This is a genomic window from Polaromonas sp. AER18D-145, from assembly GCF_002379095.1.
In the GTDB taxonomy this organism is placed as follows: domain Bacteria; phylum Pseudomonadota; class Gammaproteobacteria; order Burkholderiales; family Burkholderiaceae_C; genus Polaromonas.
In genome coordinates, this window is sequence record NZ_NBZV01000001.1 from 58,457 (window position 1) to 77,588 (window position 19,132).

16 protein-coding genes are annotated in these 19,132 nt (G+C 63.7%); 7 read left to right on the top strand and 9 right to left on the bottom strand.

What is annotated here, in order from left to right:
• Positions 1-4: 4 nt before the first annotated feature.
• The 4 genes from B7G52_RS00325 to B7G52_RS00340 all read right to left on the bottom strand — a co-directional run bounded on the left by B7G52_RS00325 (position 5) and on the right by B7G52_RS00340 (position 3,145).
• Complete coding sequence (locus tag B7G52_RS00325) at positions 5-1,798, bottom strand: urease subunit alpha (protein WP_096695457.1); 1,794 nt, start codon at positions 1,796-1,798, stop codon at positions 5-7.
• Between the two features lie 85 nt (positions 1,799-1,883).
• Positions 1,884-2,189, bottom strand: coding sequence for an urease subunit beta (locus B7G52_RS00330; RefSeq protein ID WP_096695458.1), 306 nt, complete (start codon positions 2,187-2,189; stop codon positions 1,884-1,886).
• A gap of 15 nt (positions 2,190-2,204) precedes the next feature.
• Positions 2,205-2,822 carry a HupE/UreJ family protein gene (locus B7G52_RS00335; RefSeq protein WP_096695459.1) on the bottom strand — a complete coding sequence of 206 codons (618 nt, stop codon included), beginning with the start codon at positions 2,820-2,822 and terminating at the stop codon, positions 2,205-2,207.
• A gap of 20 nt (positions 2,823-2,842) precedes the next feature.
• Positions 2,843-3,145, bottom strand: a complete 303-nt coding sequence (locus B7G52_RS00340) for an urease subunit gamma (RefSeq protein ID WP_077592967.1) — start codon at positions 3,143-3,145, stop codon at positions 2,843-2,845.
• 147 nt (positions 3,146-3,292) lie between these two features.
• Between B7G52_RS00340 and B7G52_RS00345 the strand changes: the two genes are divergently transcribed.
• The 4 genes from B7G52_RS00345 to infA all read left to right on the top strand — a co-directional run bounded on the left by B7G52_RS00345 (position 3,293) and on the right by infA (position 8,793).
• Positions 3,293-6,790, top strand: a complete 3,498-nt coding sequence (locus B7G52_RS00345) for an ATP-binding protein (RefSeq protein WP_096695460.1) — start codon at positions 3,293-3,295, stop codon at positions 6,788-6,790.
• Positions 6,787-7,758 carry a response regulator transcription factor gene (locus B7G52_RS00350; RefSeq protein WP_096695461.1) on the top strand — a complete coding sequence of 324 codons (972 nt, stop codon included), beginning with the start codon at positions 6,787-6,789 and terminating at the stop codon, positions 7,756-7,758. Before B7G52_RS00345 ends, B7G52_RS00350 begins: the two co-directional genes overlap by 4 nt.
• 483 nt (positions 7,759-8,241) lie before the next feature.
• A complete protein-coding gene (locus B7G52_RS00355) occupies positions 8,242-8,481 on the top strand; it encodes a hypothetical protein (protein WP_096695462.1) in 240 nt (79 codons plus the stop codon).
• Between the two features lie 60 nt (positions 8,482-8,541).
• Complete coding sequence (gene infA / locus B7G52_RS00360; protein WP_096662987.1) at positions 8,542-8,793, top strand: translation initiation factor IF-1; 252 nt, start codon at positions 8,542-8,544, stop codon at positions 8,791-8,793.
• A gap of 81 nt (positions 8,794-8,874) precedes the next feature.
• On the opposite strand, the gene B7G52_RS00365 is transcribed toward infA, so the two are convergent.
• Positions 8,875-9,486: a DUF502 domain-containing protein gene (locus B7G52_RS00365; RefSeq protein ID WP_096695463.1), complete on the bottom strand. Its 612-nt coding sequence runs from the start codon at positions 9,484-9,486 to the stop codon at positions 8,875-8,877.
• 301 nt (positions 9,487-9,787) lie between these two features.
• Here B7G52_RS00365 and B7G52_RS23505 point away from each other — a divergent pair, with 301 nt between their 5' ends.
• Entirely contained in the window at positions 9,788-9,940 is a 153-nt protein-coding gene (locus tag B7G52_RS23505) for a hypothetical protein (protein WP_170954641.1), read from the top strand.
• A 68-nt stretch (positions 9,941-10,008) separates the two neighbouring features.
• On the opposite strand, the gene B7G52_RS00370 is transcribed toward B7G52_RS23505, so the two are convergent.
• Positions 10,009-10,431, bottom strand: coding sequence for a hypothetical protein (locus B7G52_RS00370; protein ID WP_096695464.1), 423 nt, complete (start codon positions 10,429-10,431; stop codon positions 10,009-10,011).
• 157 nt (positions 10,432-10,588) lie between these two features.
• Here B7G52_RS00370 and B7G52_RS00375 point away from each other — a divergent pair, with 157 nt between their 5' ends.
• Together B7G52_RS00375 and B7G52_RS00380 are read left to right on the top strand one after the other, a co-directional pair.
• Positions 10,589-11,068 (top strand): CreA family protein, encoded by a 480-nt coding sequence (locus tag B7G52_RS00375; RefSeq protein ID WP_096695465.1) that lies wholly within the window; start codon positions 10,589-10,591, stop codon positions 11,066-11,068.
• Between the two features lie 248 nt (positions 11,069-11,316).
• Positions 11,317-16,548: a PAS domain S-box protein gene (locus B7G52_RS00380; protein WP_141397360.1), complete on the top strand. Its 5,232-nt coding sequence runs from the start codon at positions 11,317-11,319 to the stop codon at positions 16,546-16,548.
• 68 nt (positions 16,549-16,616) lie between these two features.
• Here the strand turns inward: B7G52_RS00380 and B7G52_RS00385 are convergent, their stop codons facing one another.
• The 3 genes from B7G52_RS00385 to B7G52_RS00395 form a co-directional block, all read right to left on the bottom strand.
• On the bottom strand, positions 16,617-17,144 hold the full coding sequence (locus B7G52_RS00385) for a DUF1236 domain-containing protein (RefSeq protein WP_240523259.1): 528 nt from the start codon (positions 17,142-17,144) through the stop codon (positions 16,617-16,619).
• 206 nt (positions 17,145-17,350) lie between these two features.
• Positions 17,351-18,337: a response regulator gene (locus tag B7G52_RS00390; RefSeq protein ID WP_096695468.1), complete on the bottom strand. Its 987-nt coding sequence runs from the start codon at positions 18,335-18,337 to the stop codon at positions 17,351-17,353.
• A gap of 212 nt (positions 18,338-18,549) precedes the next feature.
• Positions 18,550-18,942, bottom strand: a complete 393-nt coding sequence (locus B7G52_RS00395) for an EF-hand domain-containing protein (RefSeq protein ID WP_170954642.1) — start codon at positions 18,940-18,942, stop codon at positions 18,550-18,552.
• Positions 18,943-19,132 lie beyond the last annotated feature (190 nt).

The following is a 19,132-nucleotide window of genomic DNA, read 5'->3' on the forward strand; positions in this document are numbered from 1 at the left end:
CAGTTCAGAAAAGAAAGTAGCGTTGTGTCATTGGCAGGCTGACGGCTGGTTCGCAGGTGAGCAACTGGCCGTCCGCGCGCACCGAGTAGGTCTGTGCATCGACCTCCATTTTCGGCGCGTAGTCATTGTGGATCATGTGCCGCTTTTGCACGCCGCGTATGTTTTTCACGGCAGCCAGGTTCTTGGCCAGGCCGAAACGTTCCTTGATGCCGCCGGCCAAACCGGCCTGCGAGACAAAGGTCAGCGAGCCCTTGGCAATCGCGCCGCCGAAACCGCCGAACATCGGGCGGTAGTGCACCGGCTGCGGTGTCGGGATGGAGGCATTCGGGTCGCCCATGGGGGCCATGGCAATAAAGCCGCCTTTCAGGATCAGCGCCGGCTTGATGCCGAAGAAGGCCGGCTTCCAGACCACCAGGTCGGCCCATTTGCCGACTTCGATCGAGCCGACTTCGTGTGCGATGCCGTGGGCGATCGCCGGATTGATGGTGTATTTGCTGATGTAGCGTTTGGCGCGGTAGTTGTCACACCGAGGGCTATGGTCTGCCGTACTCGGCAGGCCACCAATCGCTTCCCTCTCCCCCCGGGAGAGGGAAAGAGGGTGAGGGCTGGCAGGGGGCGAAAGGTGGCCGCGCTGCAGCTTCATCTTGTGCGCGGTCTGCCAGGTGCGGATGATGACTTCGCCGACGCGGCCCATGGCCTGGCTGTCGCTGCTCATCATGCTGATCGCGCCCAGGTCGTGCAGCACGTCTTCGGCGGCAATCGTTTCCTTGCGGATGCGGCTTTCGGCAAAAGCCAGGTCCTCGGCAATCGCCGGGTCCAGGTGGTGGCAGACCATCAGCATGTCCACATGTTCGTCCAGCGTGTTGACGGTGTAGGGCATGGTCGGGTTGGTCGAGGACGGCAGGAAGTTCTGCTCGCCGACCACCTTCAGAATGTCGGGTGCATGGCCGCCGCCCGCGCCTTCGGTATGGAAGGCGCAAAGTGTTCGGCCCTTGGTGGCGGCAATGGTGTTCTCGACAAAACCGCTTTCATTGAGCGTGTCGCTGTGGATGGCCACCTGCGTGTCGGTCTCATCCGCCACATCCAGGCAGTTGCTGATCGCGGCCGGCGTGGTGCCCCAGTCCTCGTGCAGCTTCAGGCCGATCACGCCGGCATCGATCTGCTCGTGCAGGGCGGCCGGCAGGCTGGCGTTGCCCTTGCCGAGAAAACCGAGGTTCATCGGGAAGGCGTCGGCGGCCTGCAACATGCGTTCGATGTTCCATGGGCCGGGTGTGCAGGTGGTGGCAAAGGTGCCGGTGGCCGGCCCGGTGCCGCCGCCCAGCATGGTGGTCACGCCCGAGGTCAGCGCTTCCTCGATCTGTTGCGGGCAAATGAAGTGGATGTGCGAGTCGATGCCGCCGGCGGTGACGATCAAACCTTCGCAACTGATGATCTCGGTGCCGGGGCCGATGATCATGTCCACGCCGGGCTGGGTGTCGGGGTTGCCGGCCTTGCCGATGGCGGCGATGCGCCCGCCCTTGAGACCGATGTCGGCCTTGACGATGCCCCAGTGGTCGATGATCAGCGCGTTGGTCATCACGCAGTCCATCGCCCCTTCTGCACGCGTTTTCTGCGACTGCGCCATGCCGTCTCGAATGGTCTTGCCGCCACCGAATTTGACTTCCTCGCCGTAACTGCCGGCGCGCAGCGTGTAGTCGGCCTCGACCTCGATCATCAAATCGGTGTCGGACAGGCGCAGGCGGTCGCCCACGGTGGGGCCGAACATTTCTGCGTAAGCGCGTCTGCCAATCGTTGCCATCAACGGACTCCCGTAGGGCCGCCCCAAGGGAGGCCAGCGCCCCCTCGGGGGGCAGTGAATACACAAAGTGATGAACGTGGGGGCATCAAACTTTTCCCTGTACCAGGCCGCGAAAGCCGTAAATTTTTCGTTCACCGGCGAAGTCCACCAGCTCCACCGTGCGTTGTTGTCCGGGCTCGAAACGCACGGCGGTGCCGGAGGCGATGTTGAGCCGCATGCCCTGCGCGGCGGCGCGATCAAAAGCCAGCGCGCCGTTGGTTTCGGCAAAGTGGTAGTGCGAGCCGACCTGGATGGGCCGGTCGGCGCTGTTTTGCACCACCACGGTCAGGGTACGGCGCCCGGTATTGAGTGCGTGGTCGGGGCCGTCGGTTATCAGTTCGCCGGGGATCATGAAAACTCCTCTTTTTCAGGCGAAGCTGCCGAGCAGGGCCAGGCCAAAAATGGCGACGCCGGCGCCGGCCAGGCGCGGCACCCAGACGCTGGCATGGCGCAAGGCCCAGCCTGCAGCCACCCCGGCAGCGTGCAGCAGCGCGGTGGCGGCCAGCATGCCGGCCACGACCGGCAGGGCATTCGCATCCCCGGCCAGCTCATAACCATGGGCCAGGCCGTGGAAAACGGCAAACACGCCGACCAGGGCCGCGGCGGCGATGCCGGGAACGCGCCAGCGCGTCAGCACCAGCAGGCCGATCACCAGCAGCGAGCTCGCGATCATCGGTTCGACGGCCTGCAATTGCACGCCCTGCAGGCCGAGGAAGGCGCCGGCCAGCAGCATGGCGGAAAAACCGAGCGGCGCCCACAGCAGATCGGGCCAGGCACGGCGCGCGGCCAGCGCGCTCCACAGGCCCACCGCGACCATGGCCGCCAGGTGGTCCAGGCCGGTCAGCGGATGCAGGAAACCGCTCATGAAGGCGCTGGCGTGGCCGTGCGCGGCCTCGCCGACTTCAGTGCCAGTATGGGCGCTAGCCACCGCCGACAGGGCGCAAGCAGCTATCAAAAAAAGAGCGTTTTTGGCTTTGATGGACATGGTGTTGTTCTCGGGTGGGCTTAAACAATCGGCTGGTGCACGGTGACCAGCTTGGTCCCGTCGGGGAAGGTGGCTTCGACCTGGATGTCGGGGATCAGCTCGGGGATGCCGTCCATCACGTCGGCACGGGTCAAAATCGTCCGGCCTTCGCTCATGAGCTGGGCCACGGTTTTGCCGTCGCGTGCACCTTCCATCACGGCGGCGCTGATCAGCGCGACGGCTTCCGGGTAGTTCAGTTTCAGGCCGCGGGCCTGGCGCCTCTCGGCCAGCAGCGCGGCCGTGAAGATCAGCAGCTTGTCTTTTTCTCTGGGGGTCAGTTCCATGGGTTCTCCGGGGTCGGCTGCAGCAGTGGACGCTCTGCCGGGGTGCAAGAATGGTGCCACAGGAACAAGGCGTGCAGCGCTGGTTTTCCCTCTGTGGCATGGAATCTGCACTTGATGAGGCTCCGCCTTATGACGTATTGACACCCCATGGACGCCACTGCCACGCCGCCGCCCCTGCCGACCCAGGTGGTGCCCCCGTGGGCGCCTGCCGTGCCTGCGCAGGCGGAGCCCGAGGCGCCGGTGCAGCGCATCATCAAGGTCAGGCGTGACTACAACAGCTGGGTCGCCAGCGAAACCATGGAAGACTACGCGCTGCGCTTCACGCCGCAGCGCTTTCGCCGATGGTCCGAGTGGCGGGTCGCCAACACCGCGTTTGGTGCGGCCTCCTTCCTGATCCTGGAAGCGGTGGGTGCCACCTTGCTGGTGAAGTACGGCTTCACCAACGCTTTCTGGGCCATCGTCGCCACCGGCCTCATCATTTTTATGGCTGGCCTGCCGATCAGCGTTTATGCCGCCCGCTACGGGGTCGACATGGACCTGCTAACGCGCGGCGCGGGTTTCGGCTACATCGGCTCGACCCTGACCTCGCTGATCTACGCGTCGTTCACCTTCATCTTTTTTGCGCTGGAGGCGGCGGTCATGGCCTATGCGCTGGAGCTGGCACTGGGTATTCCGCCGAGTTGGGGTTACCTGATTTGCGCGCTGGTGGTGATCCCTCTGGTCACCCACGGGGTGTCGGCCATCAGCCGGCTGCAGGTCTGGACGCAGCCGCTCTGGCTGATCATGCTGGTGGTGCCGTTTGTGTATGTTTTGGTGCGTGATCCAGGCGCCTTCGCCGGAATAACGCACTACAAAGGTGAAAAAGGCACGAGTTCAGGGTTTGATCTGCACTTGTTTGGTGCTGCATTGACTGTGGGTATCGCGCTGATCACACAAATGGGCGAGCAGGCCGACTACCTGCGTTTCATGCCGGTGCGCACGGCGGCCAACCGTCGCCGCTGGTGGGCCGGCGTGCTGGCTGGCGGGCCGGGCTGGGTGTTGCTGGGCGTGGTCAAGATGCTGGGCGGCGCCTTTCTGGCCTATCTGGCGATCCAGCACATGGTGCCGCTGGAGCGCGCGGTGGACCCCAACCAGATGTACCTGGCGGCCTATGAATACGTGTTTCCGCATTACGGCTGGGCCGTGGCCGCCACCGCGCTGTTCGTGGTGATCTCGCAGCTCAAGATCAATGTCACCAATGCTTATGCGGGATCACTCGCCTGGTCCAACTTCTTCTCGCGTCTGACGCACAGCCACCCGGGGCGTGTGGTCTGGGTGGTGTTCAACACGCTGATCGCCTTCATGCTGATGGAGATGAATGTGTTCCAGGCGCTCGGCGATGTATTGGGCCTGTATTCCAACATCGCGATTGCCTGGATGATGGCGGTGGTGGCCGACCTCGTCATCAACAAACCGCTGGGCCTGTCGCCCAAAGGCATCGAGTTCAAGCGCGCGCACCTCTACGACATCAACCCGGTCGGCGTGGGGGCGATGGCGCTGGCCTCGCTGCTGTCGGTGAGCGCCCACCTGGGCCTGTTCGGCCCGCTGGCCCAGGCTTTTTCTGCGGTCATTGCGCTGGGCACGGCTTTCATCACCTCGCCGCTGATTGCCTGGGTCACGAAAGGGCGCTATTACATTGCCCGCCAGGGCGAGGCGCCCGCGACCGATGCCCAGGGCAATTACAAGCCCTATGCGCTCAAGCGCTGCGTGATCTGCGAGCGCGACTACGAAGGCCCGGACATGGCGCATTGCCCGGCCTACCAGGGGCCCATCTGTTCGCTTTGCTGCACGCTGGACGCGCGTTGCGGCGATTTGTGCAAACCGCAGGCCAGCCTGTCGGCGCAATGGTCGGCCACCCTGCGCTGGCTGCTGCCGCGTCGCATCTGGCCGTACCTGGACACCGGGCTCGGGCACTTCCTGCTGCTGATGCTGGTGATCGTGCCACTGCTGGCCAGTGTGTTCGGCCTGCTCTACCACCAGGAAATGCGCGCCCTGCTGGACCTGCAGGCCGCCTCCGAATCGGCGCTGCGCTCCGGCTTCCTGAAGGCCTACATGGCGCTGCTGGTGATCGCCGGGCTGGTGGCCTGGTGGCTGGTGCTGGCGCACAAGAGCCGGCAAGTGGCGCAGGAAGAGTCGAACCGCCAGACCCACCTGCTGATGAAGGAAATCGAGTCGCACCGCCAGACCGACGAGGCGCTGCAGCAGGCCAAACGTGTGGCCGACCTGGCCAACCAAGCCAAGAGCCGCTACATCAGCGCGATCAGCCACGAGCTGCGCACGCCGCTCAACAGCATTCTCGGTTACGCCCAGCTCATGGGGGAAGACACGTCGATTCCGCTGCACCGCCAGCAGGCGGTCGGCGTCATCAAGCGCGGCGGCGAACACCTGCTCTCGCTGATCGAGGGCACGCTGGACATCGCGCGCATCGAAAGCGGCAAACTCACGCTCAACGTCAGGCCCATGCACTTCACCGACTTTGTGCAGGAGATGACCGGCATGTTCGAACTTGAGGCCCAGGCCAAGGGCCTGTCCTTTCACTTCGAGTCCGAAGGCACGCTGCCGGTGGTGGTGCGCGCCGACGAAAAACGTGTGCGGCAGATCCTGATCAACCTGCTGGGCAACGCCGTCAAGTTCACGGCCCGGGGGCGCATCAACCTGCGGCTGAAATACGCGCGCGAGATGGCCAGCATCGAGATCGAGGACACCGGCCCCGGCCTGTCGGCGCAGGAGATCGAGCGCATTTTTGAACCCTTCACGCGGGCGGCCACACCGGGTCCCGCGGCGCCCGGCGCGGGCCTGGGCCTGACGATTGCCAAGATGCTGACCGACCTGATGGGCGGCGAACTCACGGTGGCCAGCACGCCCGATGTCGGCTCGGTGTTTCGCGTCAAGCTGTTCTTGCCCGAGGTGCGGCTGGCGCCCGGTGCCGCGCTGCCGGCGCCATCGTCGCGCGCGCTTAAGGCGCGTAACGGCTATGCGGGCCCGCGCCGGCGCGTGCTGGTGGTGGACAACGAGGAGGCCGACCGCGAGCTGCTGGTCAATGTGCTGCAGCCGCTGGGCTTCGAGATACGCACGGCCGCCAGCGGCCACGACTGCCTGGACCTGCTGGCCGCCGGCTACCGGCCCGAGGCTATCCTGATGGACCTGGCCATGCCCGGCATCGACGGCTGGGAGACCCTGCGCCGCGTGCGTGCGGCGGGCCATGCCGATATTCACCTGGCCATTGTGTCGGCCAACGCCTTTGACAAGGGGCTGGACAACGATGTGGGCATTCGCCTGGAAGACTTCATCCTCAAGCCGGTGCGCCACAGTGAGTTGATCGACTGGCTGGAGCGGCGCCTGGCGCTGGTCTGGCTGGAAGCGCCGCCGCAGACCCCGGCCGCACCGGCACCGGCTGGGCTGCCGCGCATCTACCCGCCCGCGGCGCAGCTCGACGCCTTGCGCGAGGTGGTCAACCTCGGCTATTTTCGCGGCATCATGAATACCCTGGACGAGATCGAAAAATCACAGCCGCAAAGCGCGGGGTTTGCCGCCGAGATGCGCGGCCTGGCCCGCCAGTTCCAGTTTGAAACCATGAGCCAGCAGCTCAGCCAGGTGCCCACATGAACGACCGCACACTCGCGCACACGCTGGACCGCGCCAACAGCGACGTGGTGCTGATCGTCGACGACGTGCCCGACAACCTGTCGGTGCTGCACGACGCGCTCGATGAATCGGGCTACACCGTGCTGGTGGCCACACACGGCGAAGCCGCCTTGCAGCGCGCCGCCCAGGCGCTGCCTGACATCGTGCTGCTCGACGCGATGATGCCGGGCATGGATGGTTTCGAAGTGGCCAAACGCCTGAAGGCCGACGCCCGCACGGCGCACATTCCCATCATCTTCATGACCGGGCTGACCGAGACCGAATACCTGGTCGCCGCGCTGGAATCGGGCGGTGTCGACTACGTGACCAAACCCATCAAGCCCAAGGAGGTGCTGGCGCGCATCGGTGTGCACCTGCAGAGCGCGCGCGAGAAGCGCCAGGCGCGCAACGCCCTGGACGCCTTTGGCTACGCCACCATCACGGTGCGCGCCAGCGACGGCAAGCTGATGTGGCAGACACCGCTGGCGCGCGAGCTGCTGCAGCAGTACTACGGAACCAGCGCGCCACAGACGCCTGAGGCCGTGCTGACCTGGCTGCGCCGCAACCTGGCCGATGCCGAGCGGCAGATCGAGCCGCCGCGCCTCGTGTGTGAGAGCGCTGCCTCGGTTGCGCGCCGGCTGACCTTTCGCCTGCACCAGCAGACTGGCGACGACGACTGGCTGATCATCATGCGTGAGGAGTCGGACGACACGGTCATCCAGGCCATGAGCCTGAGCTTCAAACTCACGGCGCGCGAAGCCGAGGTGCTGTACTGGGTGGTCAAGGGCAAGATCAACCGTGATATCGGCGACATCCTGGGCACCAGCCCGATGACGGTGAAAAAACACCTGGAGCGGGTGTTTGCCAAACTCGGGGTCGAAACCCGCACGGCGGCGGCCGGCATGGCCATGAGCCGGATCCGGCTGCTGCACCCGCAGTTTGAAGACTGAATCGCCCCCACGGTCGTTCACTGCGTGTAACTCCCTGCCCCCCCGAGGGGGCCGCTGCGCCTGCGGCCCGGCGAAGCCGGTTCCGCGGCCCCTGCTTGAAATGGGGCTTTCACGCTTGTCTGCGTGTACTGCGCAGCCCTTGGGCTGGCTTTGTGCACGCAGGCGTGGTAACGGTTACAATAAGTGATTCGGTAAAGCTTCAGCTTTTTACATCGAAGCCCCCTTACCACGCGGCTTCCTTCTCAAATGCGGCGCTTCCAAGAGCCCGAATTCACAGTGTTTTCAGTGCCCCCTACAGCGCTGAACCCTCTCAAACACTGTTCCATTTCCGGCGAGCACCTCCCCAACGGTGCCCACGCAAGGCTCAACCAGCCAGTCCTTTTTTGTAAAGCCTGGCGGTCAGGACCCGAACACGCGCGGGCTTGCTTGCAAGCCGTTATTTCCTTATTTATCAAGCCGGGAAAAATACCCGGCACGGATTTTATGAACATCGATCACACCAACATCGCGGTGGGCAAGTACCTTGTCTCGCCGCTCGCCAAACCGCAGGGCGAAGGCCTTTACGCGGCGTCGGTCTCCATCCGCTCCGGACGCGGCAGTGCCACGCACGACCGCGTGCTGCGTTTCAGCGGGCTTTTTGACAGCGCGGCGGCTGCCGTGCATTACGCGACGGAACACGCCCTGGGCTGGATTCACGAGCGCACGTCGCCGGTTTGCGCCTGACAGGCTCTGCCCCATCGCCTGCACCACAGATTTTTTTCAAATTCGCAAGGAGTTTTCATCATGGCCAAAGAAGAACTGATTGAAATGCACGGACTGGTCAACGAAGTGCTGCCGGACTCGCGCTTTCGCGTGACGCTGGACAACGGCCACAAGCTGGTGGCCTACACCTCCGGCAAGATGCGCAAGAACCACATCCGCATTCTGGCGGGCGACCAGGTGTCGCTGGAACTGTCGCCTTACGACCTGAGCAAGGGCCGCATCACGTTCCGGCACATTGCCGGCCGCGGCCCAGGCCCTTCGCGCAGCCACTAAGTTTTTTTAAATCATATTGGCCGCCAGCCCTTGAGGGATGGGCGCCAATAGCTATTTTATTGATAGCAATCAAAAGCCGGCTCAAGGCCGGGGCGCGTTGTCCGCAGACGTCGGCGGCCGCGCCATCCATGCGAACATCGACGAGCGCATCGCTTCCTCAACCGTCATTGCTATCGGTTGCACCCATTCGACAGGCACAAAGACGGTGTAGCCGCCAATCATGTAGCCCATCGGCAGATACACCGCCACACGTTCCCCCGGCAAAAAGCCCGCGGGCAGATCCGCAAAACTGCGGCGCGTGATCAACCCCACAATTTCGAGCCCGTTGTCCGGCATGCGCAGGATCACCACGCTTTGTTCGCCCTGCTTGCCCGTGGGTGAAAAGTAGTCGGCAAAACTCTTGAGCGACGAGTAAATGCTTTTGACAACCGGCAGGTTGGTGAACGGCAGCTCGACAAACAGCAGCGCCTTGCGCACGCGCGGGTTGGACACCAGGTAGCCAATCAGCACAATGCCCAGCATGCCGACCACCAGCCCCATGCCCGGAATGTAGAAGTCGCCGAACAGCGGCCGCAGGATCCACAGCGCCACAGTCTCCATCCATGCCAGCATGACGAAGAGCAGGTACAGGGTCAGGGCCAGTGGCAGGATGGTGATCAGCCCGCGGAAGAAATATTTGGAGAGCTTTTTCATGGTGGCTTCAAAAAAAGGAAAGTCTGGCCGGGCAGGGTGGTGAGCAAGGCCCCAATATACCGAAGCTCTGCGGCATGTGTCCCGCGCCCGGCTGTGGTGTTCAACGCGGCAATGTAGGTCTGGCCCTACCTTTGTTGGGGTTCGCTTCCGGCACTCGCGCCTGCGAGAGGTGTTTATCTTTGGGTCTCGTACTTAACAAGGAGAAATCACATGCCCATCATTGCCTGGTTACTCGGTGTGCCGATCAGCGTCATCCTCCTCTTGATGTTGTTCGGCGTTTTTTAAATCCGGGAGGCACCTCATGTTTCGTAAACTGCTTGTTTTCGCCATCACCTCCGGTCTGGCGGCCAGGCTTTATCGCCGCTATGCCAGCAGGCGCAACCTGCCTGTGACTCCGCTCAGGCAAGCGGCGACGCGGCGCCGGCGCGCTGGCGTTCAGAGCGATCAGGTCTGAGGCCTTGCTCCGACTTGGCTGGTCGAGTCGGGGCAGGTCTCGCCTGGCATTCCGCTGCAGGCCGGCGATCACTCCATCTTTGACACGGGCCCAAAGCAGGCCTTGAGTGAGGCCTTTTCGCATACCAGCATCTTGTCGCGCTGCGGGTTGAACTGGATGTAGCGGGTGATCTGTTCACCCGGTCCGTCCAGCAGCGCCCCGGAGCAGTCTCTCTTGTCGTTTTGCCGGACCACGGTTTCCACCAGCTTGTAGAAACCGCTGGCGTCGGCCAGCTTCGCGACCTCGTATGTTTTTTCGGCCACTTCCTGTCCGCTGGTGCTGAGCACCGTGCGGTTGCTGCGGTACCGCCACGTCTCGGTGCAACTGCCGCCGAACAGCGACCAGGACCAGGTGCCTGTCAGGGGGTGGGCGTTCGCCGGTGCGGGTTCGCCGGCAGCCTGCAGCAGGGGAGCGGTTATCAGCAGGCAGGCAATGAAAAACAGTTTTAGCAATCGGGACTTCCTCAGAGGCAAGGGATGGGTGGGGCGAAATAGCCAATGCTACTCCCTGGCAGCCTGGCCCCGTTCACCCGGGCGCCGGCCGGACAGCCCGCGCCGCCACGGAGGGGGCGTGGCTATAGTCGGGGATGTTCACGTTGAAGGAAATTCCATGAAAAAGTCCACACCGTGCGTCCTGTCCGCGTTGTTGCTCGGCATCTTTTCACCCGTCCAGGCGCAGGGCATTGGCGAGGTGGATACCGTGTTCAAGCTCATCGGGCCCGATCACAAGATAGTGGTCGATGCCCACGATGACCCCAAGGTCAGGGGTGTGACCTGCTACGTTTCGCGGGCCAAAACCGGCGGCATCAAGGGGGCCGTGGGTTTGGCCGAGGACAAGTCGGAGGCCTCCATTGATTGCCGCCAGGTGGGGCCGGTTTCGTTTGTCAAATCGCTGCCGCAGCAGGAAGAGGTTTTCAGCGAGAGGATATCGCTGGTCTTCAAGAAGATACGGATTGTGCGCATGGTCGATGTTGCCCGCAACACCCTGGTGTACCTGACGTACTCGGACCGGGTGATTGAAGGCTCGCCGCAAAACAGCGTCGCGGCGGTTCCCGTTGATCGCGCGATGAAGATTCCGCTGCAGCCTTGATGCAGGAGCTGCGGGAAGGGCTTTTCCGCGAAGTCTGCGGAGGCCTTTGCGCGGCGTGGCCGACACACACCACGGACTTATCCCTATTTCAAATCCCCCGCGGAGGCGCACACTCTCCTGCACGGCTGGCACACAGCCCGCAATACGCCCAAACCTTGTAATGAAAGGCGCAGACAAGGCATGAGGAAAAACTCTGTTCGTGAACCAATGGTTATCCGGTCGGACCGGCGGCGCGGGGGAGCACCAGCTTGCCTGCAGCAGGCTGCTGGCCACCCGAAGGCTCCAGCGTGAAGGGTAACGAAGACCTCGCCGAAGAAAACCGTCGCCTGAAGGCGCGGCTGCTTGAACTTGAAAGCGCCCACGACTTGCTTGATCGGGCGCTTGCCGAACAAAAGCGCGAGGCCGATTTGCTCAGGAGCGGCGCGCAGGGATTGCGCGATCTGGCCACGATATCGGCGGACTGGTACTGGGAGCAGGATGCGGAGCATCGCTTCGTCAGGTTTTCCGGCGAGCAGGCGGCCATCGAGCTCGATATCGAACGGGACAGCCACATTGGCAAGCGCCGTTGGGAGCTTGCCGGTGCGGTGCCTCTCAGCGGGTCCTGGGAAGCGCACCGCGCCTTGCTGGATGCCCATCAGCCGTTCCGGAATTTCGAATACATGCGCAAGCTCGGCGACGAACTGCCGCACTACCTGTCGGTCAGCGGCATCCCGGTCTTCGACGACCAGAACCGCTTCCTCGGTTATCGGGGGACGGTGCATGACATCAGCGCGATCAAGCGCTCGGAGGAAGCCGAGCGGCAAGCCGCGGGTTTCCTCGATGAAGTGGTTGACAACCTGCCGATCGCCCTGCAACTGAAGTCCGTGCAGGACGGGTTCCGGATTGTGGGCTGGAACAAGGCGGCCGAGGCCTTGTACGGGGTGACCCGCGAAGAGGCGATGGGCCGCACGGTGCACGCCCTCTGGCCGAAAGAGGACGCAGACCGCATGCACGCCGCCGACCTGGAGCTGGTCGCGGCAGGCGTCATGCAGGACTTGCCCGATCGCCTGGCCGCGACAAAACACCGCGGCGCCATCCGAGTTCACATGCGCAAGGTCCCGCTGAAGGACGCCAGTGGCGCCGTCACCCATGTCCTGGTCACCAGCGGGGATGTCACCGGACGTCTGGCCGCCGAGGCCCGCCTGCGCGACAGCCAGGAACGTTTTCGCAGCCTGACCCAGCTTTCCTCCGACTGGTACTGGGAGCTGGACGACCAGTTCCGCTTCACCCGGATGTCCAGCGGCGCGGCCCGCTTTGGCAGGCTTCCAGCCGGCTTGGGGGACCAGGCCCAGATCAGCGACTACATCGGCCGGACGCGCTGGGACATCGACGACAGCCCACGCAACAAGGCGGCGGCCTGGGCGGTGCATCGCGCGCAGCTGGAAAACCATGAAACCTTCCGCGACTTTGAATACGAGCGCGTGGACCTGGACGGCAAGCGCATCTTTTTCTGCATCAGCGGCGAGCCCGTGTTTGACATGGACGGGAAATTTACGGGCTACCGCGGCGTGGGCACCGACATCACTGCGCGCAAACAGACCGAAGCAGCGCTTGTAGCCAGTGAGGCACGCTTTCGCAGCGTGGTCGGTGCGCTGGCAGAAGGTGTCGTCATGCGTGATGCCGAGGGGCGAATCATCGACTGCAATGCCAGTGCCGAGCGCATTCTTGGCCTGACCCTGGCCCAGATGCGAGGGGAGACGCTACTCGGGCCGACATGGCAGACGCTGCGCGAAGACGGATCGTTGATGGCCGAGGATGAACGGCCCAGTGTGGTGGCCAGGCGCACGGGCTTGCCGCAGTCGAACGTGGTGGTTTGTTACCGCAAGCCCGATGGCAGTGATCTGTGGGCACTGATCAATGTGAGGCCGTTGTTTGACAGTGCCGGCGACGCCCCGTCCGGGTTTGTCAGCACCATCACCGACATCAGCAAGCGCAAGCGCGCCGAGATGGAAATTGTCCGGCTCAACGTCGACCTGGAAAACCGGGTCTCGCGCAGGACAGCCCAGCTGGAAGTGGCCAACACGGAACTGGAGGCTTTCTCCTATTCCGTGGCGCACGACCTGCGTTCCCCACTGAGTTCCATCGACGGCTACTGTGCCTTGCTGCAAAAGGCGGTGTCGCCGCAGGCTGACGAACGCGCGATCCATTACCTGAGCCGGATACGCGGCGGTGTGCGGCGCATGGGTGAACTGACCGACGGGCTGCTGCTGCTTGCCAAGCTGTCGCGCACCAGCCTGAACTGGGAGACCGTGGACCTCGGTGCCGAGGCGGCCCGGGTCGTCGCACAATTGTCGGAGACCGAGCCCGGCCGCGACGTTCAGGTGACCGTCGAGCCCGGCATGCTGGCCCGGGCGGACGTCTCGCTGATCCGGCAGGTTCTTGAGAACCTGATCAGTAACGCCTGGAAGTTCAGTGCGAAAAAGACCCGCACGGAGATCGTGGTCGGCAGGGAAACCGTTGCCGACCAGCCGCCGGTGTATTTTGTCCGGGACAAGGGCGCGGGATTCGACATGGCTTACGCCGACAAGCTGTTCGGCACTTTCCAGCGCCTGCATTCTCCGGAAGAGTTTGCCGGCAGCGGCATCGGCCTGGCCACGGTCAAGCGCATCATCATTCGTCACGGCGGGCGGATCTGGGCAAGTTCCGTGTTGGGTGAGGGCAGCACGTTTTACTTCACGCTCGGAAGCGACCAGGGCAATGCCTTGCCGGGGGAAGATGTTTCCGCAGAAGACGCGGGCATTGCGCTGGCCCTTCCCCGCTCACGCCATCTGTTCAGGGACACCGGCCAGGCGGCCCGGGATACGGCGGGTTCACTGATCAGCAGTGACAACGATATCTTCTCCGCCGGCGACCAGCAGTTCAGCAGTGCTTTCGAACATGCGGCGATCGGCATGGCGCTGATTGCCGTCGATTCGCGCCGGATCAAGGTCAACAGCGCCTTCTGCCAGATGCTCGGTTACTCCGAGGCCGAGATGCTGGCCCGCACCGTTCAAGACATCACCCATCCTGAGGACGTCGAATGGGATCTGCTGCAGCGAAAAAGGGCGCTGGCCGGCGAGATTGAAACCTACCAGTGGGAAAAGCGTTATCTCCACAAGTCCGGGCGTATTGTCTGGGCCTATCTGACGTGTTCGCTGGTGCGCGACCCCGATCGCAAGCCGCTGCACTTCATTTCCCAGGTGCAGGACATCACCGAGAGAAAAGAGGCCGAACGCACCCTGCGCGAGAGCGAAGAGCGCTTTCGCGCCCTGACCGAGCTGTCGTCCGACTGGTTCTGGGAGCAGGATGCGAACTTCCGCTTCGTGCGGATTTCCGCTGAAGGGCGCCGCACCCACACGGCGGCGTTCAAGGGTGACAAGTCCATCGGGAAAACGCGCTGGGAACTGCCTTATGTACACATGGACGACAGCATCTGGGCCGCACACAGGGCTCAACTGGAAAGGCACGAAGTTTTTCGTGATTTTGAAGTCACGCGGCTCGACACCCAGGGGAAGATCCGCCATGTCTCCATCAGCGGTGTTCCCGTTTTCGACGCCTCCGGCCGCTTCACCGGTTACCGCGGCACCGGCCGCGACACCACCGAGATGCACCGCGTCAGCAACGCGCTGCGCGCCAGCGAGATGCAGTTGCGCGAGATCACGGACACTGTGCCGGCCCTGATCGCCTATGTCGACAAGGCGCAGTGCTTTCGCTTTCACAACCGGGCCTATGAAGAAGGCTTCGGCCTGTCGCATGCGCAGATCGACGGCAAGACCCTGCTCGAGGTCATGGGTGAGGAGTTTTACCAGGTCGTGCGCGCCCGGGTCGACGAGGTCCTGTCGGGTTACCCGGTGGTCTACGAGCGCACCCAGAAGACCGCGCGCGGCGACTACCGCGACTACGTGGTGAATTATTTTCCACGTTACGGCGACGGCAAGGAAGAAGGTGAGGTCATCGGGTTTTATTCGCTGGCGACCGACGTGACCGAGCTCAAGCGCATCGACCGCATGAAAAGCGAGTTTGTCTCCACGGTCAGTCACGAGCTGCGCACGCCGCTCACCTCCATCCGCGGTTCGCTGGGTCTGATCTCCGGCGGCGTGGCCGGCGAGTTGCCGGCGTCCGTCAAGACCCTGGTGGACATTGCCAGGAACAACTGCGAGCGGCTGATCCGTCTGATCAACGACATCCTGGACATCGAAAAAATCGAGTCCGGCAAGATGCGCCTGGACTTGCAGGTGGTTGATCTCCAGCCCTTGCTGGCACAGGTGCTGGCGGCCAACGAAGGTTTTGGGGCGGCGCAGAACGTCAGTCTGAGCCTGGATTTCCCGGAGGGTGAGCTGCGGGTCCAGGTGGACAGCGACCGCCTGGCCCAGGTTGTGACCAACCTGCTGTCCAATGCGGTGAAATTTTCACCGCCGGGCGGGATGGTGGAGGTCCATGTCAAACGCGCCGGCCTCGGCGTGCGGGTGGAAGTGCGTGACCACGGGCCGGGTATTCCGGAAGAATTCCGCAAGCGCATTTTCCAGAAATTCTCCCAGGCGGATTCGTCCGACACGCGCCAGAAGGGCGGCACCGGGCTGGGCCTGAATATTTCCAGGGCGATTGTCGAACGCCTCGGCGGCAGCGTGGGTTTTGACAGCAAAGCCGGCATGGGCTCCACCTTTTTCTTTGAACTGCCCGAATGGAAAGAGGCAGCGCCGCGCCTTCCAGCCCAGGCCCGGGTCTTCACCCGGCCCTGCGTGCTGATCTGCGAAGACGACCGGGACATTGCCCGCCTGATCGCGATGATGCTCGACAAGGGCGGCTTTGACAGCGACATGGTTTACAGCGCCTCCGAGGCGATGGCCCATCTGGCGGCCAACCGGTATGCCGCGATGACGCTGGACCTCAAGCTGCCCGACCAGGATGGCATCTCGCTGATCCGTACCCTGCGCAGCCAGGACGGCACGCGTGATCTGCCCATTGTGGTGGTGTCAGCCATGGCCGGGGAGGGCCAGATCCAGTTCAACAACCAGCCGCTGACGGTGTCTGGCTGGCTCGAAAAGCCGATTGATGAAAACCTGTTGATCCGCAGTCTGCGCCATGCGATGGACGGCATGGCCGAGGGCAAGCCCCGCATCCTGCATGTGGAGGACGATCTGGATATCCAGCGCATCACGGCAGCGATCGTGCAGGACTTCGCCACCTTTGAATTTGCCGCCACGCTGCAGGAAGCCCGCGCGTGCCTGCTGGCGCATACCTACGACCTGGTCCTGCTCGATCTGACCCTGCCCGGTGAATCAGGCTGGGATCTGCTGGCCGACATCGAAGCGCTGGAGCGGCCGCCGCCGGTTGTGGTTTTCTCGGCCAGCGAGGTGGACCGTGCCCAGGGAACCCGGGCCGCTGCCGTGCTGGTCAAGGCGCAAACCTCGAACGATGAGCTGCTGCAGACGCTGCAGCGGGTGCTCAGCCAGACGCGCTGATCGAAGGAAGGTGGAGGGGCGCCTTCAGGCGGCGGGCCTGCTGCAGCAGCAAGCCCGCCTCAGGGCGTTTACATCCGGCCCAGATCCTGAATGGCGTCCACCACCATGCTGGTGCCCACGGCGATCAGCAGAATGTCGCTGGCCACGCGCACGTACTTGTGGCCGGAAGGGGGGGTGCCCAGCTGGATCAGCACGGAATTGGGCACCGGGTAAAACACCACATCACGCGGCAGCGGCTGGCCCATGGCCCATTTTTTGGCCTGGCCCGGAGGCATGCAGCCATTGTTTTTCTTTGCCAGGCCGGGAGGGCAGCGACCTGCCTTGTACTGCTTGCCGTAGTACTCGCGGATTACCACGCGCTGCTGGTCACCGAAGTAGGCGCCGACCCGGACATCCTGTTGCGCGGGGCGGGCCTGCTGGGCGCCCTTGTTGTTGCCGTTGCCCTTGTCGCCGCGGTCGGCCTTGTCCGACTTGCCGCCGGAACGTTCGTTTTGCTCCTGCTTTCCGCCTTTGCCCTGGCCGGCCCATTCGGGTTTCTGGGCCCATGCCGTGCCTGCCGCGACGGCAAACACCAGAACCAGAGGGAGTGTGCGCATGTGGGAAAGTGGGTTCAGTTTCATGATGTGACCTTGGTGGGTTGCAATCGGCCGGGCCCGGGCCCGGTGCTTGGTTGACTACTTTATAACGCGTCAGCCCTTGATTTCGTTGTCCTTTTGGCCGAAGCGTGACCTTCCGGCGACGTTGTCCTACAGCCCGACCGGGCCGTCTGTCGCGCGAGGCGCGCCGAGTCGCTCCCTGCGGTTTACAGCTTGGCCCAATCGGAATAGCTGACCAGGGCCGGGCGCGGCGCATGGCCCAGCAGCCGATGCAGCGCGACGCACAGGCTGCTGAGATCGTCCCCCTTGTTGATCACAAGCGCTGCGCCCTCGTCGTAGGCCCGGGCTTCGAGGGCACTGTCCATGTAGCCGGAAATGATGATGACGGGCAGATCGGTCCGCAGCAGCTTGACCTGCTTGAGAAGGTCTATCCCCGTGTGAGTCTGCAGCCGGTAGTCGGTCACCAGCACATCACAGCCGAAAGGGTCGGCCTGCAGGGCAGCCAGCGCCTGCCGGGCGCTTTCGTGACAGGTGACGCGAAAGCCCGTCTGGGGCAGCGTGTCGCTGACCAGCGCCCGCATGGCTTCATAGTCGTCTACATAGACGACATGGGGCGTTTCCTTGCCAGCGTCTGTACCGGCTGCGGTTTCCAGCGGCACGGCGGCCGGCAGGTAGATGTCGAAGGCTGTGCCGCGACCGGCCTCGGGCGACACGTTGATCATGCCCTGGTGCCGCTCAATGATGTCGCGCACCTCCGGCAGCGGCAGGCGGCGTGCGCTGGCAGGCCTCTCGTCGGTCTGCGCAGGCGCAGGCACAAGCGTGTGGAAGGGGCCGGTGGCCGCCCGGCTGCTGTTGCTGATGACCAGCCGTGCGTAACGCCGGGGTGGCAGGCCGCCCTGCAGCTTGTCGGCGTCGGGGTCAAGCACCACGTCATCCAGCAGCACCTCGGTCATCTCCACAACGATCTGTGTTGCCAGGCCCACCATCGACTGCCACGCGACGATACAGGCGCTCAGCAGGGCGTGCTCCAGCCGGTCGGCGTGTGCGCGCAGCCAGGGGTCTTCATGGGAGAGTTCCAGCGCCAGTTCGACTTCGCGGGGAAGCAGGGCGCGAAAGCGGTGCAGGGCCCGCAACACGATGGGCTCCAGCTTCTGATTGAGCGTTTCTTCGGCGTGCGGAGCGTCAGACGGCATGGATTTCTTTCCGCGGCAGGGGTCGGCAAGCGCGCTGGTGCGGCGTTGTGCGCGACGGGGAAAGACTAGGTCTTTTGGCCTAGGGCGTCAATGAGGCTTGTGGCGGCGGGTACGCCGCAGGCCGCGGAACGTGATGCCAAAAACGGCTGCAGCCCAATACAGGTAATCAGTAAGTGCTATCAATAAAATAGCGTTCTCGCAGTGGTCCCCTGTCAGCGGCTTTTGGCCTGGTTCAACGCGCTTTCGAACTCCTGATGCGACAGGGCGCGGTCCTTGTTCGTGTCGGCTTCATCAAAGTGCCTGGCCACGCCGCGAAAGCCGGAGGCCTCTTCGCGGCTGATCTTGCCGTCCTTGTTGGTGTCCATGAAGCTGAATGCCCGCGCGATGTCCCCGGAGGTGTATCTGGGGTCGGTAGCGGCCGAGGCCGTCGAGACCGCGGAGGCGGACGATGCGGAATCTGCCTGAACCGCTGGCGGTGGGGTTGGCGCTGCGGTGGCCGGCTGGGCGTGTGCCACGGGCGCCAGCAGCGCCGCTGCGGTGGCGAGGGCGAAGAGGATACGGGTTGGGGTACGGGATGCGCCCCGTGAGGCGGTGGTCAAAGTCATCGGTGTCCTGACGGTAGTGGCAAACATGAGCTCCATTGAACGCCAATCGACGTGTCGGCGCCAGCAAGGTTGCACGGTGTTGCGTGACTTTACATCGCAGAAGGAGCGGGACACATTTCTTTGCGCTGACCAGGCGGTTCGGGTTGCCCGCTGACAGCAACTGTCCGGCCTGTCCCACAGGCTGCAAACC

Excerpts from the sequence above, each read along its gene's own strand:
- B7G52_RS00375 (WP_096695465.1), top strand. The coding sequence starts at position 10,589 with ATGAAAAAGTCCACACCGTGCGTCCTGTCCGCGTTGTTGCTCGGCATC.
- B7G52_RS00345 (WP_096695460.1), top strand. The coding sequence starts at position 3,293 with ATGGACGCCACTGCCACGCCGCCGCCCCTGCCGACCCAGGTGGTGCCC.
- B7G52_RS00395 (WP_170954642.1), bottom strand. The coding sequence starts at position 18,942 with ATGACTTTGACCACCGCCTCACGGGGCGCATCCCGTACCCCAACCCGT.
- B7G52_RS00330 (WP_096695458.1), bottom strand. The coding sequence starts at position 2,189 with ATGATCCCCGGCGAACTGATAACCGACGGCCCCGACCACGCACTCAAT.
- B7G52_RS00335 (WP_096695459.1), bottom strand. The coding sequence starts at position 2,822 with ATGTCCATCAAAGCCAAAAACGCTCTTTTTTTGATAGCTGCTTGCGCC.
- B7G52_RS00340 (WP_077592967.1), bottom strand. The coding sequence starts at position 3,145 with ATGGAACTGACCCCCAGAGAAAAAGACAAGCTGCTGATCTTCACGGCC.
- B7G52_RS00390 (WP_096695468.1), bottom strand. The coding sequence starts at position 18,337 with ATGCCGTCTGACGCTCCGCACGCCGAAGAAACGCTCAATCAGAAGCTG.
- B7G52_RS00385 (WP_240523259.1), bottom strand. The coding sequence starts at position 17,144 with ATGCGCACACTCCCTCTGGTTCTGGTGTTTGCCGTCGCGGCAGGCACG.
- B7G52_RS00355 (WP_096695462.1), top strand. The coding sequence starts at position 8,242 with ATGAACATCGATCACACCAACATCGCGGTGGGCAAGTACCTTGTCTCG.
- infA (WP_096662987.1), top strand. The coding sequence starts at position 8,542 with ATGGCCAAAGAAGAACTGATTGAAATGCACGGACTGGTCAACGAAGTG.
- B7G52_RS00365 (WP_096695463.1), bottom strand. The coding sequence starts at position 9,486 with ATGAAAAAGCTCTCCAAATATTTCTTCCGCGGGCTGATCACCATCCTG.
- B7G52_RS00350 (WP_096695461.1), top strand. The coding sequence starts at position 6,787 with ATGAACGACCGCACACTCGCGCACACGCTGGACCGCGCCAACAGCGAC.
- B7G52_RS23505 (WP_170954641.1), top strand. The coding sequence starts at position 9,788 with ATGTTTCGTAAACTGCTTGTTTTCGCCATCACCTCCGGTCTGGCGGCC.
- B7G52_RS00325 (WP_096695457.1), bottom strand. The coding sequence starts at position 1,798 with ATGGCAACGATTGGCAGACGCGCTTACGCAGAAATGTTCGGCCCCACC.